Source organism: Stenotrophomonas sp. YJH_SMC_37, from assembly GCF_059370035.1.
On the sequence record NZ_JCAFTG010000006.1, the window covers coordinates 21,149 to 34,663 of the forward strand.

Genomic DNA, 13,515 nt, shown 5'->3' on the forward strand with positions numbered 1-13,515 from the left:
CATAGCGGGCGGCTATCAGCAGATGGAGCCCGCCTGCATTGACCCGGCATTCACCCGGTATCGGTTTCGGACCTTTCCTATACCTCCAGGGGCCTGCGCTTTTGCAGAATCAGGCATTGGCTGCCGCCCGCCGTGGCCTGTTCGATCTTCGAGGAACCGCGTGCGTCCACGCATCATCATTGCCGACGACCATCCCGTGGTCCTGCATGGCATCGCCATCGTGCTGCAGACCTACCTGATGGACATCGTCGGCAGTGCGCGTGACGGCGCCCAGCTGCTGGACCTGGTGGACCGCCACGACTGCGATGCAGTCCTGACCGACCTGTCGATGCCGGGTGCCGGCCCGGACGGTCCGGAGCTGATCGACGCGCTGCGCATGCGTCGCCCTGGCCTGCCGGTGGTGGTGCTCACCGGCGCCCGCCATCCCGGCCTGCTGGACGGCCTGCTGCGGGAGGGCATCAGTGGCCTGGTCGACAAGTGCGCCGATTTCGCCGAGCTGCCCCAGGCGCTGAACGCCGCACTGGCCGGGCACGTATTCGTCTCCCAGCAGCTGCGCCATCACCTGCAGGCCCGCGACCTGCTGTTCCCGCGCGAACCGGCACCGCTGTCGGCACGCGAGAAGGAAGTGCTGGATCTGCTGGCGACCGGGCTCAACGTGAACGAAGTCGCCAAGCGTTGTGGGCGCAGCCCGAAGACCATCAGCCGGCAGAAGGCCGAAGCCAAGCGCAAGCTGGGGCTGCAGAACAACCAGGAACTGTTCGACTACCTGCAGACCCGGCGCGACTGAGGTATCGACCGACCCGGGACCGCGGCAAGCCCCGATGGGAGACGCCGCCGAAGCTGGCGATGATGCAGGCATGCCCATCCACGACTGGCCCGAACAGGAACGTCCCCGCGAGAAGCTGATCGCGCGCGGGCCCACGGCACTTTCCGACGCCGAGCTGCTGGCCCTGTTCCTCGGCTCCGGCTTCGGCGGCCGTGATGCCGTGCAGACCGCGCGCGACCTGCTGCAGGCGCATGGCCCCTTGCGGGTGCTGCTCGACCGTCCCGCGGGCGAACTGGCCCGCTTGCCCGGGCTGGGCCCGGCGCGCAGCTGTACGCTGGCTGCCGGGCTGGAACTGGCCCATCGCTACCTGGCGGCTGAGCTGGAGCACGGCGAAGCGGTGGGTAACAACCCTGCCGCGGTCGGCCGCTATCTGCAGCACCGCCTGCGAGGGCAGGCGCGGGAAATCTTCATGGCCCTGTTCCTGGACAACCGCCACCGCCTGATCGCCTGCGAAGAGCTGTTCCACGGCACCATCAACGCCGCGCCGGTCTACCCCCGCGAGGTGGTCCGGCGTGCCCTGCTGCACAACGCGGCGGCGGTGATCCTCAGCCACAACCATCCTTCGGGCGACCCTGAACCGTCCAGCGCCGATACCCGCATCACCGATGAACTGCAGCAGGCGCTGGCGATGGTGGACGTGCGCCTGCTGGACCACTTCGTGGTCGGCGAGGGCCGTCCCGTTTCATTTGCTGAACGGGGCCTGCTGTCCCCGCCCCAGCCTCGGCTGTTCGGCTGAGCGCGCCCCCTTCAGGCGCCACCGGCCGCCCCCGCAGGCATGTTCTGGTCAGCGTGGGCGCGGGTACATGCGCTAAAATGGGCGATTCCGCCGCTCATTCTCACAGCAGGCCTCGTGAAAAATCTCCTCCGCGCCCTGATCAGCCAAGGCATCGAAGCCTTGCGCGCCAATGGCACCCTGCCCGCCGACTCCCTGCCGCCGGACTTCGTGGTCGAGCGCCCGAAGACCCGCGACCACGGCGACTTCGCCACCAACGCCGCGATGCTGCTGGCCAAGGCCGCGCGCAGCAATCCGCGCGCACTGGCGCAGGCGCTGGTCGAGGCGCTGCCGCGCAGCGAGGACCTCAGCAAGGTCGAGATCGCCGGCCCCGGCTTCATCAACTTCCACCTGGCCCCGGCCGCGTACCAGCGTGAAGCCGCGTCGGTCATCAAGGAAGCCCACGACTACGGCCGCAACCTGTCTGGCAATGGCCGCACGGTGGGCGTGGAGTACGTGTCGGCCAACCCGACCGGCCCGCTGCATGTCGGCCATGGCCGCGCGGCGGCCATTGGCGACTGCGTGGCGCGAGTGCTCGATGCCAACGGCTGGAACGCCAAGCGTGAGTTCTACTACAACGACGCCGGCGTGCAGATCGAGAACCTGGCGCTGTCCACCCAGGCACGGATCAAGGGCATCGCGCCGGACCAGGACGGCTGGCCGGAAGGTGGCTACCGCGGTGAGTACATCGCCGACGTCGCACGCGCCTACATGGCCGGCGCCAGCGTCGACCTGGAAGGCAGCACCGTGGTCGGCGCCAAGGACCCGGACGACATGCAGGCGATCCGCCGCTTCGCCGTGGCCTACCTGCGCAACGAGCAGAACCTGGACCTGGCCGCGTTCGGCGTCGACTTCGACATCTATTTCCTGGAAAGCTCGCTGTACGCCGACGGCAAGGTAGCCGAAGCGGTGGCCAAGCTGCAGGCGTCGGGTCATACCTATGAAGAAGGTGGCGCGCTGTGGCTGCGCAGCACCGACTTCGGTGACGACAAGGACCGCGTGATGCGCAAGTCCGACGGCACCTTCACCTACTTCGTGCCGGACGTGGCCTACCACCTGTCCAAGTGGCAGCGCGGCTACGAGCGCGCGATCACCGAACTCGGTGCCGACCACCACGGCTCGCTGGCGCGTGTGCGCGCCGGCCTGCAGGCGATGGAAGTGGGCATTCCGCAGGGCTGGCCGGAGTACGTGCTGCACCAGATGGTCACCGTCATGCGTGGCGGCGAGGAAGTGAAGCTGTCCAAGCGTGCCGGCAGCTACTTCACCCTGCGTGACCTGATCGAGGAAGCCGGCCGCGATGCCACCCGCTGGTTCCTGATCGCGCGCAAGCCCGATTCGCAGCTGACCTTCGACATCGACCTGGCCCGCCAGCAGAGCAACGACAACCCGGTGTTCTACGTGCAGTACGCGCATGCCCGCGTCTGCAGCCTGCTGCGCCAGGCGCAGGAGAAGGGGCTGGTGTATGAACAGGCTGATGGCCTGGCCAACCTCGGCCGCCTGGCCGACGACGCTTCGCTGCTGCTGATGAACGAGATCTCGCGGTACCCGGAAGTGGTGGAGGCGGCCGGCGTGGCGCTGGAGCCGCATCTGGTGGCGCAGTACCTGCGTGAATTGGCGCACGCGTTCCACACGTGGTATCACGGAACGCCGGTACTGGTGGAAGATGCCGCCGATCGCAACGCCAAGCTGACCCTGGCCTGCGCTGCCCGCCAGGTGCTGGCCAACGGCCTCGACCTCCTGGGCGTCAGCGCCCCGGAAAAAATGTAAGCATCAGGAGACGCAGTACCCATGGCAGCACGACGCGGCAAAAACCAGGCACGACGCAACAGCAGCAGCCAGGGCACACCCGGATGGGTGTGGCTGGTCGCTGGCGTGGCGATTGCGGCCGTGGTGTTCCTGGCGGCGCCGAACCTGTTCAAGGGCGAAGGCGATGGCTTCCTTCGTGCCGGACCGCAGCCGAACCCGAACGCGCAACCGGCCCCGGTCGCTGACGCCGACAGCGATGTCGGCACCCAGCCGGCCGCACAGCCGGCTACGCCGAAGCCGGCCGAGCCGGAAAAGCCGGCCGCGACCCAGTACGACTTCTACACCCTGCTGCCGGGCAAGGAAGTTGAAATGTCCGACGCCGAACTGGCCGCCAGCGCGCGTGCCGAAGACCAGCGCCGGGCCAGGGCCGAAGCGCAGCGCGCGCAGGCTGCACTGGAAGGCAAGCCGGTTCCGCCGCCCGCGGCGCCAGCACCCACAGCCACGGCCAGCGTGGCCAGCACCGCCCCGGTGACCGCGACCAGCCGTCCGCTGCCGGCACCGCTGAGCGAACGCCCGGCGGCGGCAACGCCTGCAGCCGGCACCCCAACGGCGTCGACCAGCAACGCCGCGGCCACGCCTGCAGCACGTGCGGAAGCCGCACCGGCAGCGACCGGTACTCCGGCAGCTGCTGCACCGGCTGCCGCCGACAACGCCCGCTACATCCTGCAGGCCGGTGCGTTCGGTGCCTCCGGCGATGCCGAGGCGACCAAGGCCAAGCTGGCGATGATGGGCCTGGCGGCACGCGTGGAATCGGCGCAGATCAACGGCAAGACCGTGTACCGCGTGCGCATGGGGCCGTATGGCAGCGCCGGCGAGTTGTCCGAAGCCAAGCAGAAGCTGGATGGCACCGGCCTGCAGGCGATGGCGATCAAGGCGCAGTAAGCCTGCCGCTGTGAACGAGGAAGCCGGGCATTGCCCGGCTTTTTTCGTTTCTGTAGAGCCGAGCCATGCTCGGCTGAATCCAGACGAAGCCGAGCATAGGCTCGGCTCTACGGGACCCGCGACGCAGGTCAGCCTTCGCGGGCGACCTGGAAACCGGCGAAGGACTGGCTGACCGGCATCAGCTCCAGGCGATTGATGTTCAGGTGCGGCGGCAGGCTGGCCACCCAGAACATCTGTTCGGCGATGTCTTCAGCGGTCATCGGGTTGGCGCCGGTATAGAGCTTGTCCGATGCCGCCTGGTCGCCATGGGTACGCACCACGGTGAACTCGGTTTCAGCCATACCCGGCTCGATCGTGGTCACGCGCACGCCGGTGCCGTGCAGGTCCGAACGCAGGCCCAGCGAGAACTGGCTGACGAACGCCTTGGTGCCACCGTAGGCGTTGCCACCCGGGTACGGGTAGACGCCGGCCACCGACGAGATGTTGATGATCGCGCCCTTGCGCTCCACCAGCTGCGGCAGCAGGCGATGGGTCAAGGTCACCAGCGCGGTGATGTTGGTGTCGATCATCGTGGTCCAGTCCGACAGCTTGGCGCTCTGTGCCGGCGCGGTACCCTGTGCCAGGCCCGCGTTGTTGACCAGCAGATCGATCTGGCCGAACGCAGGCGGCAGTGCCAGCAGGGCCGCCTCCATCGCCACCGGATCGCGGATGTCGAAGGCGGCGGCGTGAACCACGTCCTTGCCGTAGCGCTCGACCAGCGGCTGCAGGCGTTCGCCGCGGCGGCCGGTGGCGATCACCTTCCACCCGGCCTGGGCGAAGCGGTGGACGGCGGCGGCGCCGAAGCCGGACGTGGCGCCGGTAATCAGGACAGTTCGGGTCATCAGGCAACTCCAGGGGGAAAAACCGGACGCCCATTCTGGCACCGTCGGCCCGCCCCTGCGTTGCCGATGCCGGCTGACCACGCCCGAGGCGTGCGCGGCTCAGCGCACGCGGAATACCCGGGCCTTGGGCAGGTCTTCGTCGACCTGCAGGAACCAGCGCCCGGCAATTCCTGGAACAACGGCGATCTGCGGCGACTGCAGCACCTTGCGCAGCTTCATCTGCCCCTTCATCACCTGCCATTGCTGGCCGTTATCAAGGGTGAACAGCGTGCCGGGCTGCCAGCCTGCGACCTCTCCGACCACGCGTGCATTGACCGGTCCTTCTTCCAGGCCCAGATGCATTGCTGCCGGTGCCGGCACATTGGCAGGCAGCGGCGCAGCGGCGGGGGCCGGGGCCACCGCTGCCGTCGGCCCGGTGGCCGCGCGCTCTGCCTCGCGCAGTACCCGGTTCAGTGCCTGCAACTGCGCTGGACTGAGCCCGACCTCGGCCAGTTGGGATGCACTGAGGCGCCGCTCGACGGGTACGAAGCGGTCCTGGGCGAAGGCAGCGAAGCTGCTGGCGAGCAGCAGTGCGGAAAACAGATACCGGCGCATGCAAGGGTCTCAGCGAACGAGTGCCCACGATGCTGCAGTTCGATGACACTCCGGTGACACGCCAGGGGCCGCTACAATTGGACCATGATCAACAATGATGTCCTGCGCAGCGTGCGCTACTCCCTGGACCTGGGCGACCACCACGTGGTGGCCCTGTGCCAGATGGCCGACCCGGCCTTCGCCGTGGAGACCGAGCAGGTGAAGGCCTGGTTGCGCCGCGAGGACGAAGCCGGTTTCGAGGCGATGAGCGACAGCGCGCTGGCGCACTTCCTCGACGGCCTGATCGTGCACCTGCGCGGTCGCGACGAGAACCAGCCGCAGCGCGCGGTGGAGACCCGCATCGACAACAACCTGGTGCTGAAGAAGCTGCGCGTGGCGTTCCAGCTGCGCGACGTCGATCTGATGGAGATCTTCGCCAGCGCCGGTTTCAATGTCTCCAAGTCGGAAGTGGGCGCACTGTTCCGCCAACCCGGGCACGCCAACTACCGGCGTTGCCTGGACCAGATGCTGCGCAACTTCCTCAAGGGCCTGAGCCTGCGCCTGCGCGGCTGAGCACGGCCTCGACGAACGCCCGCGCCGCCGGTGTCGGCAGCCGCTGCCAGACCAGGTGCACGCGGCGGGTCGGGGTCGGCTGCAGCGGAATCCGCACCACGCCTTCAAAGCCTTCGGCGATCAACGCCGGCACGATGCCGACCGCCAGCCCATGGCGGACGAAGCGCTCGACCAGTTCCATCAGGTTGACCTCGAAGCGGACCGTGTGCGGCAGGCCGGCGGCGGCGAAGGCATCGTCGGTCTGCCGCCGCGCACCGGTGCCGCGCGGGAAGTCGACCAGCGCTTCATCCTGCAGTTCGGTCAAGGGCAGCCGCTTGCGCCGGGCCAAGCGGTGCGACGGCGCCAGCACCGCCACCAGGTCTTCTTCCTGCAGCATCTGGTGGCAGACCCCGTCCAGGCCGGCCGAGGGCGCCAACCCCACCAGTGCCACGTCCAATTCACGCGACTGCACCTGCGCGATCAGATCCTCGCTCTTGTCCACCCGCAGCTGGAACTCCACCTGCGGGTGCGCCTGCTGGAAGGCTGCCAGCATCGCCACCACGTCGATGCCGGTCAGCGAGGAAATCTGCCCGATCGCCAGCAGGCCACGCACCTCGCCACTCACCGCGGCCACGTCAGCGCGCAGGTGGCGCAGGCTGGCCAGCACCTGGCGTGCGTGCACCAGCAGCGCCTCACCGGCCGCCGTCGCCCGTACCTGGCGCGGCAGGCGTTCAAACAGCGGCGTGCCCAGTTCCTGCTCCAGGTAGGCAATCTGGTGGCTCAACGCGGACTGCACCACGTGGCAGCGTTCGGCGGCACGGGTGAAATTGCCCTCTTCGGCCAGGGCGACGGCAAATTCGAGCTGCTTGAGATTCATCCAGCTATCTCGTTTCCAGATGGCATGGATGATGATGATTCATTTCCATCATGGTCGCAGCAGGCGGACACTGTGCACCCCGCTTTGTGGAATACCGCGTGAGTCCGTCCCTCCCCCCCCTGCACCGCTGGCAGGTGCTGCTGATGTCGGTCGCCACCGGCGTGGCCGTGGCCAGCAACTACTATGCGCAGCCACTGCTGCATACCATTGCCGATGCCTTCGGTGTGCCGTTCGGCCAGGTCGGCATGGTGGTCACCGCCGCGCAGCTGAGCTATGCCGCCGGACTGATCCTGCTGGTGCCGCTGGGAGACCTGTTCGAACGCCGGCGCCTGATCGTGGTGATGAGCCTGTTGTCCGCCGGCGGGCTGGTGATCAGTGCCTGTGCGCCGTCGCTGGCCTGGCTGCTGGCGGGCACCGCGATCACCGGCCTGTTCTCCGTGGTCGCCCAGGTGCTGGTGCCGTTCGCGGCCACGCTGGCCGCGCCGGAACATCGCGGTCGCGTGGTCGGCACGTTGATGAGCGGCCTGCTGCTGGGCATCCTGCTGGCACGTACCGTGGCCGGCCTGCTTTCCAGCCTGGGCGACTGGCGCCTGGTGTACGCGATCGCCGCTGCCACCCTGGTGCTGACCGCACTGGCATTGCAGCGCGGCCTGCCGCGCTTCCACCACAGCGCCGGCCTTGGCTACTTCGCATTGCTGCGCTCGATCGGCGTGCTGTTCGTGCAGGAACCGGTGCTGCGCCAGCGCACCCTGCTGGGGGCCTGCAGCTTCGCCATGTTCGCGATCTTCTGGACGCCACTGGCGTTCCTGCTGGCACAGCCGCCGTATGCCTACAGCGACGCCACCATCGGCCTGTTCGGGCTGGTCGGCGCGGCCGGCACGCTGGCGGCCGGCCTGGCCGGCCGCATGTCCGACCGTGGCCAGACCGGGCGTGCCACCGCCATCGCGCTGGCGCTGCTGCTGCTCTCGTGGCTGCCACTGGGGCTGTCGGCCCACTCGTTGCTGGCGCTGCTGGTCGGCGTGGTGGTGCTGGACCTGGCCGCGCAGCTGCTGCACGTCAGTAACCAGAACCTGATCTATGCACTGCAACCGGCAGCGCGCAACCGCCTCAATGCCGGCTACATGACCGGCTACTTCATCGGCGGTTCGCTGGGTTCGCTGCTGTCGGCGCAGGTCTACCAGCGCTTCGGCTGGACCGGCGTCTGCGTAGCCGGTGCTGCGGTGGCGGTGCTGGCCCTGCTGCTGTGGCTGCCCGGCGCGCTGCATGCGCGCCAGGCCTCGGTGGCCGACTAGAAACTGCCCTGCAGCGCCAGCTCCCATCGTCCACCGGCATTGCCCGGGAACAGGCGCTTGGCCGCACTGTCGGTGTCATGCACGGTGGCACGCAGCTCCCATGCCGGGGCCAGCGTGGCAATGGCACTGAGCTGCCCATGCAGGTAGTCCGGGCCCTGCGCGGTGGCCAGCCAGTACTGGCCCACCGCTGCTTCCAGGCGGACGCGCTCGTGCAGCGGCACGCGCACGCCCAGCTGGGCATAGGTACCGCGATGGCCACCGGCCAACGCATCGTTGGAATGGGCGACCTGCAACCAGGCGCGCTGCTTCCAGCTCACCGTGGTGCTGAGTTCGGTCCAGTCCAGCGCGCGGCCGGTGCCCGGGTACATGTAGCGGGTCAGGTTGGCATCCAGTGTCCAGTCCGGGGCCAGCGCACCGGACCAGCCGGCCACCAGGTCGAACTCGCTGCGCGCGCCATTGTCCGGCTTGAACGAAACGTTGGAGCCCCACACGCTGGCGTACCAACCCGATGGGATCGAAACCTTCGCACCCGCCTGCACCGCCGGGTCGCCGTCGCTCTGCGAGCTGCCACGCCACACGTAGTCACTGGTCAACGCCGCACTGCCACTGACCTGTACCTGTGCCTGCGCGCTGCCGATCCCGAGCAGCCCTGCCAGGGCGGCCACCACCGCCGCCATCATCCCCTTGCTGTTCACTGCACTGTGTTCCTCGTCGAAGGCGGTTATGCCGCCGGGAACGCAGTGTCGAGGCGGTGGCCGTAACGGATCGAGGGTGCTGCCGGGGCCGCGGCGCAAATTCGGCGTAAATCCCGTGAATCGGGGCCACATGCCGGCAGCGCGGTATCATGGTGCCCTGTTTCCAGAGAACCAACCGCGTGGACGCCATCCTGACCCCGGTATCGATCGGCGAGCTGATCGACAAGATCACCATTCTCGAGATCAAGGCCGAACGCATCGACGATGCGGCCAAGCTGAGCAACGTGCGCACCGAGCTGGACGGCCTGCTGCCGTTGCTGCAGCAGCAGCTGCAGGCTCAGCCGGCGCTGGCCGTGCTGAAGCAGCAGTTGAAGGCAATCAACGAGCGCATGTGGGACATCCAGGACCAGCTGCGCGACAAGGAAGCGGCCCAGGTGTTCGACGATGGCTTCATCCAGCTGGCACGCGGTGTCTATGGCACCAATGGCGAGCGCGTGCAGGTGAAGAACGAGATCAACCGCGTGGCAGGTTCGGCCCTGGTGGAAGAGAAGCAGTACCAGGGCGAGTAAGCCCGCTCATCCGCATTCGAGCAGGTGCCGGATGCGGAACAGCTCACCATCGCTGTGAATGCCCAGCTTCTCGTACGCCGTCCGCTTCTGCGTGCTGACCGTACTGGCCGTGCGCCCGAAGCGCCGCGCCACCTCCCCGGTGGTGCAGCCCTGCAGGACCAGCCGGAGCACCTCGCGCTCACGTCGGCTCAAGGGCGTCAGCACCGGCGCCGGTGTGCGCCGCATGCGTGATCGGTTCAGCTGCGTGCGCAGCTCCGGGGGCACGAAGCGGCCGCCACGGGCCAGTACCTCCACCGCGCGCCGCAGCATCGCCGGCGTGGTTCCCTTTGACAGGAAGCCGCGCGCGCCGGCCTGCATCGCCATGGTCACCATGCTGGCATTGCAGTGCGCAGACAGCACCAGCACCGGCAGCAGCGGCCAGCGCCGCGACAACAGCCGCAACAGGGACAGGCCCTGTTCGGGACCATAGGGCGCCAGCAGGTCGATCAGCAGCAGGTCGATGCCATCCGGCTGGCGCTGCAGCAGATCGAGCAGATCAGCTTCGCGGGTGAAGCTGCCACAGACCTGCACGCCACCGTGCTGGCAAAGCACCACCTCCACCCCCAGACGCAGCACGGGATGCGGCGCCAGCATTGCCAGGCGGCGGGGCCGATCGAGGGGCAGAGCGGGAACGGCAGGCGGCATCACATGGATCCGACGATACGAAGTGCCCACCGTAGGGCCGCGCCGGGAGCAGCGGAATCCAATTTATTGCAACGCAGCAGCGGCCTCGGAACATGCTCAGCTGCGGTTTCGGGTCGTCACAACGCAACAGGCCCGGCATGAGCCGGGCCTGTCGAGGCATCTTCAGCGCGCAGGCGCGCCGAGGAAGCAATTACCAGCTGAAGCGCGGGCCGACGGTGTATTCCTTGTCGCCGTCGCGGTTCATCTTAAGCTCGCCGTTCAGGCCCCAGTTCTGGTTCAGCTTGACCTGACCACCCAGGCGGCCGTACCACTGGCCTTCCGGATTGATGCCGTGCTTCTTCGAGAAATCTTCGTAGCCGACCATGCCGTAGACTTCGGCGTGGGCACCGAAGGCGGTGCGGATACCGGCTTCAGCGCTGTAGCCGTTGAAGTCCAGGCCGTGCTTCTGGTCGCGCTTCTGGTAGGCAACGCGAGCAACGAAGTCGGTGGTCGGGGCGATTTCAACGTTGTAGCCGGCGCCGATCTTCCACTGGTCCAGCTTGATGTTGGTGTGGTCGATTTCCTGGCGGCTGTAATCACCGAAAGCGTGGAAGTTCGGCAGGAAGCCGTACGAGCCCTTCACGCCCCAGCCGTCGGCCTTGAACGCATCGATGTCGGTCTTGGCGTAGTCGGCTTCGGCATAGTTGTACGACAGGTTCTCAGCAGCCGAGGCGGTGAACGGCAGGGCAGCGGCCAGGGCCAGAGCAATCAGCGAATTCTTCATGGGGGTACACCTTTACTTTCTTATGGTGTGCAGCAGCGCCAAGGCGCCATCGCATCGGGAATGTAAATTCTCCGTTATTCGCCACAACGCTCCCTGAAAACAGCGGTCTTCGCATTGCTGAATTTTCTGGCTTGATTCAGGCTGTTTCTGGCATACGCGCGCGGCGCGCGTGCATTTCATCGGCACAACGACTGCCGGTTGCAGGATGTCGATCCACGACGCCCTGGTTCGTCGGGTACTTGAAGGCCGTGCATGCGGCACGGTCCATCCGGAGGCAGGCAATGAGCTACATCGATGGTTTCGTCCTGGCGGTGCCCACCGCCAACAAGGAGAAGTTCCTCGCCCACGCACGCACAGGAGATCCCGTTTTCATCGAATACGGCGCGCTGCGCGTGGTCGAGTGCTGGGGCGATGACGTGCCGCACGGCAAGACCACCGACTTCTTCGGCGCGGTGAAAGCCACGCCGGATGAGACGGTGGTGTTTTCCTGGATCGAATGGCCGGACAAGCCGACCCGCGACGCCGGCATGAAGAAGATGATGGAAGACCCAAGGTTTGATCCGGCGACGAATCCGATGCCGTTCGACGGCGCGCGGATGATCTACGGCGGCTTCGTGCCGATCTACGAACTGACGCGCTGAACCGGGCGGACGTGCTCAGCGCGCGTCCGTTTCATCGCTGGCAGCGGCATGGCCGGCGCCCAGTGCGGCGCCAGCGCCGAGGCCCACACCGCCCATCCCAGCGCCCATTCCGCCACCGCCACCTCCTCCACCCGCACGACCGCCCTTGGCGTCGCCGTCGTTGCGGCCCTTGCCGCCGACACTGGCGCCCCCCGGCCGGGTCGGCCCCTGCGGCGGTATCTGCAGGTCGGTCGGAATCGGCGCCAGATCCAGCGCTTCGCGCACGAAGTCGCGCAGCGAGACCACCAGTTCATGGGTATGTACCGGCCGCCCCTGTGCCAGTTCATTGGCGGCACGCGCGGCCAGCCGCACCTGTTCGTCGGTGCCCAGCAGCAGGATGTCCGACAACGCCGCTTCCACGGCATCACGGATGCGGCGCGCGCGATCCGAGCGGGGCTCGGCAATGCCCTCTGCATCCTCGCGCTGGCGAAGGTCACGGCGATGGCTGGGGTCCACACCCAGTTCGCCGGTGAACGAACCGCCCAGGGTCTTGTAGGCCGCCATCAGCGTGCGCAGCCGTTCGTTGATCTGCCGGTTCTCGCGCTCGCGGCGCTGCTGCAGGGTCTGCATCACCAGCAGGCGGATGCCCACGCCCAGCAGGGTGATCAGGACCAGGCCGGCCAAGGTGGACAGCACGCCCTGCCAGGAACTGAAGTCAATACCGCGCATGCCCCGGGCTCCAGCAGGAAGAACCTGCATCCTGCTCCATACCGCGTCCCTGAAACGCGAAAGGCCCCACCACCCGGGGGTGGCAGGGCCTTCGGTCACGGCGCGATTACTTGCGCTTGGCGACCTTGCGCACGGCCTTCTTGGCCGGAGCCTTCTTGGCGGCGACCTTCTTCAGCGGCGCAGCCTTCTTGGCAACCGTCTTGCGGGTGGCGGCAACCTTCTTGCCCACTGCCTTCTTGGCAACGGCGGTCTTCTTGCCGACGGCCTTCTTGGCGACGGCAGCCTTCTTGCCGACAGCCTTCTTGGCGGCCGTGGTCTTCCTGGTGGCGACCTTCCTGGTGGCGGCAACCTTCTTGCCGACGACCTTCTTCGCAGCCACGGCCTTCTTGCCAGCAACCTTCTTGGCGGCGACGGTCTTCTTGGCCACGGCCTTCTTGGCGGTAGCGACCTTCTTGCCAACTGCCTTCTTGGCAACAGCGGTCTTCTTGCCGACGGCCTTCTTGGCGACGGCAGCCTTCTTGGTGGCGGCCTTCTTCGCGGTGGCGACCTTCTTGCCGGCAGCCTTGGTGGCGGCCTTGGTGGTCTTCTTGGCAGCGGCGGCCTTCTTGGTCACAGCCTTGCCTGCAGCCGCCTTCTTCTTGGCCACTTCATTCTTCAGCGCAGCGGCTTCGGCCTTGGCGTTCTTCTTGGCGGCTTCCAGCTTCTTCTTGGCGTTGGCAACAGTCTTGCCGACCGACTTGGCAGCCTTCTCGGCCTTCTTGGCAACGGTCTTCTCGACCTTGGCCACGGCCTTCTTGGCCTTGGCAACGCGGGTACCGGCAGCCTTGGTGGCGCGCTTGACGGTCTTCTTGACCGACTGCACTGCGTCTTCGGCAGCGTGGGCGATGGTCTCGCCAACGTTGGTGGCGGTTTCTTTGACGTTCTCGACGGCGTCGGTCACGACCGACACACCATTACCGTTGCTCATGTTGCCCTCCTGGGGGCCTTAAGTATC

The 13,515-nt window shown here is 67.3% G+C and carries 16 protein-coding genes; 8 read left to right on the top strand and 8 right to left on the bottom strand.

Annotated elements, in window-relative coordinates; genetic code table 11:
- Positions 1 to 160: 160 nt before the first annotated feature.
- The 4 genes from AC5P8J_RS10180 to AC5P8J_RS10195 all read left to right on the top strand — a co-directional run bounded on the left by AC5P8J_RS10180 (position 161) and on the right by AC5P8J_RS10195 (position 4,286).
- Positions 161 to 787 carry a response regulator gene (locus tag AC5P8J_RS10180; protein WP_019661790.1) on the top strand — a complete coding sequence of 209 codons (627 nt, stop codon included), beginning with the start codon at positions 161 to 163 and terminating at the stop codon, positions 785 to 787.
- A 70-nt stretch (positions 788 to 857) separates the two neighbouring features.
- Positions 858 to 1,562 (top strand): RadC family protein, encoded by a 705-nt coding sequence (gene radC, locus AC5P8J_RS10185; RefSeq protein ID WP_026347232.1) that lies wholly within the window; start codon positions 858 to 860, stop codon positions 1,560 to 1,562.
- A 114-nt stretch (positions 1,563 to 1,676) separates the two neighbouring features.
- A complete protein-coding gene (gene argS / locus AC5P8J_RS10190; protein ID WP_021204748.1) occupies positions 1,677 to 3,365 on the top strand; it encodes an arginine--tRNA ligase in 1,689 nt (562 codons plus the stop codon).
- Between the two features lie 21 nt (positions 3,366 to 3,386).
- Positions 3,387 to 4,286 (top strand): SPOR domain-containing protein, encoded by a 900-nt coding sequence (locus AC5P8J_RS10195; protein WP_021204747.1) that lies wholly within the window; start codon positions 3,387 to 3,389, stop codon positions 4,284 to 4,286.
- Positions 4,287 to 4,414: 128 nt separating this feature from the next.
- On the opposite strand, the gene AC5P8J_RS10200 is transcribed toward AC5P8J_RS10195, so the two are convergent.
- Together AC5P8J_RS10200 and AC5P8J_RS10205 are read right to left on the bottom strand one after the other, a co-directional pair.
- Entirely contained in the window at positions 4,415 to 5,167 is a 753-nt protein-coding gene (locus tag AC5P8J_RS10200; RefSeq protein WP_478436160.1) for an SDR family NAD(P)-dependent oxidoreductase, read from the bottom strand.
- A gap of 99 nt (positions 5,168 to 5,266) precedes the next feature.
- Complete coding sequence (locus tag AC5P8J_RS10205) at positions 5,267 to 5,761, bottom strand: hypothetical protein (protein WP_021204745.1); 495 nt, start codon at positions 5,759 to 5,761, stop codon at positions 5,267 to 5,269.
- Positions 5,762 to 5,845: 84 nt separating this feature from the next.
- Here AC5P8J_RS10205 and AC5P8J_RS10210 point away from each other — a divergent pair, with 84 nt between their 5' ends.
- The gene (locus AC5P8J_RS10210) at positions 5,846 to 6,313 is read left to right on the top strand and encodes a YehS family protein (protein WP_019661796.1); all 468 of its coding nucleotides are present in this window, start codon (positions 5,846 to 5,848) and stop codon (positions 6,311 to 6,313) included.
- Here the strand turns inward: AC5P8J_RS10210 and AC5P8J_RS10215 are convergent.
- Entirely contained in the window at positions 6,282 to 7,169 is an 888-nt protein-coding gene (locus AC5P8J_RS10215) for a LysR substrate-binding domain-containing protein (RefSeq protein WP_428707766.1), read from the bottom strand. The genes AC5P8J_RS10210 and AC5P8J_RS10215 overlap by 32 nt on opposite strands.
- Before the next feature lie 143 nt (positions 7,170 to 7,312).
- Here AC5P8J_RS10215 and AC5P8J_RS10220 point away from each other — a divergent pair, with 143 nt between their 5' ends.
- Positions 7,313 to 8,461, top strand: coding sequence for an MFS transporter (locus AC5P8J_RS10220; RefSeq protein ID WP_329842601.1), 1,149 nt, complete (start codon positions 7,313 to 7,315; stop codon positions 8,459 to 8,461).
- Here AC5P8J_RS10220 and AC5P8J_RS10225 read toward each other — a convergent pair.
- Positions 8,458 to 9,156 carry a TorF family putative porin gene (locus AC5P8J_RS10225; RefSeq protein WP_021204742.1) on the bottom strand — a complete coding sequence of 233 codons (699 nt, stop codon included), beginning with the start codon at positions 9,154 to 9,156 and terminating at the stop codon, positions 8,458 to 8,460. The genes AC5P8J_RS10220 and AC5P8J_RS10225 overlap by 4 nt on opposite strands.
- 179 nt (positions 9,157 to 9,335) lie before the next feature.
- Between AC5P8J_RS10225 and AC5P8J_RS10230 the strand changes: the two genes are divergently transcribed.
- Positions 9,336 to 9,725, top strand: a complete 390-nt coding sequence (locus tag AC5P8J_RS10230) for a DUF6165 family protein (protein WP_031270855.1) — start codon at positions 9,336 to 9,338, stop codon at positions 9,723 to 9,725.
- Between the two features lie 6 nt (positions 9,726 to 9,731).
- Here AC5P8J_RS10230 and AC5P8J_RS10235 read toward each other — a convergent pair whose 3' ends face one another.
- Both AC5P8J_RS10235 and AC5P8J_RS10240 read right to left on the bottom strand, forming a co-directional pair.
- Positions 9,732 to 10,409 carry a response regulator transcription factor gene (locus AC5P8J_RS10235; RefSeq protein WP_021204740.1) on the bottom strand — a complete coding sequence of 226 codons (678 nt, stop codon included), beginning with the start codon at positions 10,407 to 10,409 and terminating at the stop codon, positions 9,732 to 9,734.
- A 190-nt stretch (positions 10,410 to 10,599) separates the two neighbouring features.
- Positions 10,600 to 11,172 carry an OmpO family porin gene (locus AC5P8J_RS10240; RefSeq protein ID WP_021204739.1) on the bottom strand — a complete coding sequence of 191 codons (573 nt, stop codon included), beginning with the start codon at positions 11,170 to 11,172 and terminating at the stop codon, positions 10,600 to 10,602.
- A 281-nt stretch (positions 11,173 to 11,453) separates the two neighbouring features.
- On the opposite strand from AC5P8J_RS10240, the gene AC5P8J_RS10245 reads away from it, so the two are divergent.
- On the top strand, positions 11,454 to 11,813 hold the full coding sequence (locus AC5P8J_RS10245; RefSeq protein WP_005407745.1) for a DUF1428 domain-containing protein: 360 nt from the start codon (positions 11,454 to 11,456) through the stop codon (positions 11,811 to 11,813).
- Positions 11,814 to 11,828: 15 nt separating this feature from the next.
- Here AC5P8J_RS10245 and AC5P8J_RS10250 read toward each other — a convergent pair whose 3' ends face one another.
- Both AC5P8J_RS10250 and AC5P8J_RS10255 read right to left on the bottom strand, forming a co-directional pair.
- Positions 11,829 to 12,521: a hypothetical protein gene (locus AC5P8J_RS10250; protein ID WP_021204738.1), complete on the bottom strand. Its 693-nt coding sequence runs from the start codon at positions 12,519 to 12,521 to the stop codon at positions 11,829 to 11,831.
- 106 nt (positions 12,522 to 12,627) lie between these two features.
- Complete coding sequence (locus AC5P8J_RS10255; RefSeq protein WP_134729671.1) at positions 12,628 to 13,488, bottom strand: histone; 861 nt, start codon at positions 13,486 to 13,488, stop codon at positions 12,628 to 12,630.
- Positions 13,489 to 13,515: the final 27 nt, after the last annotated feature.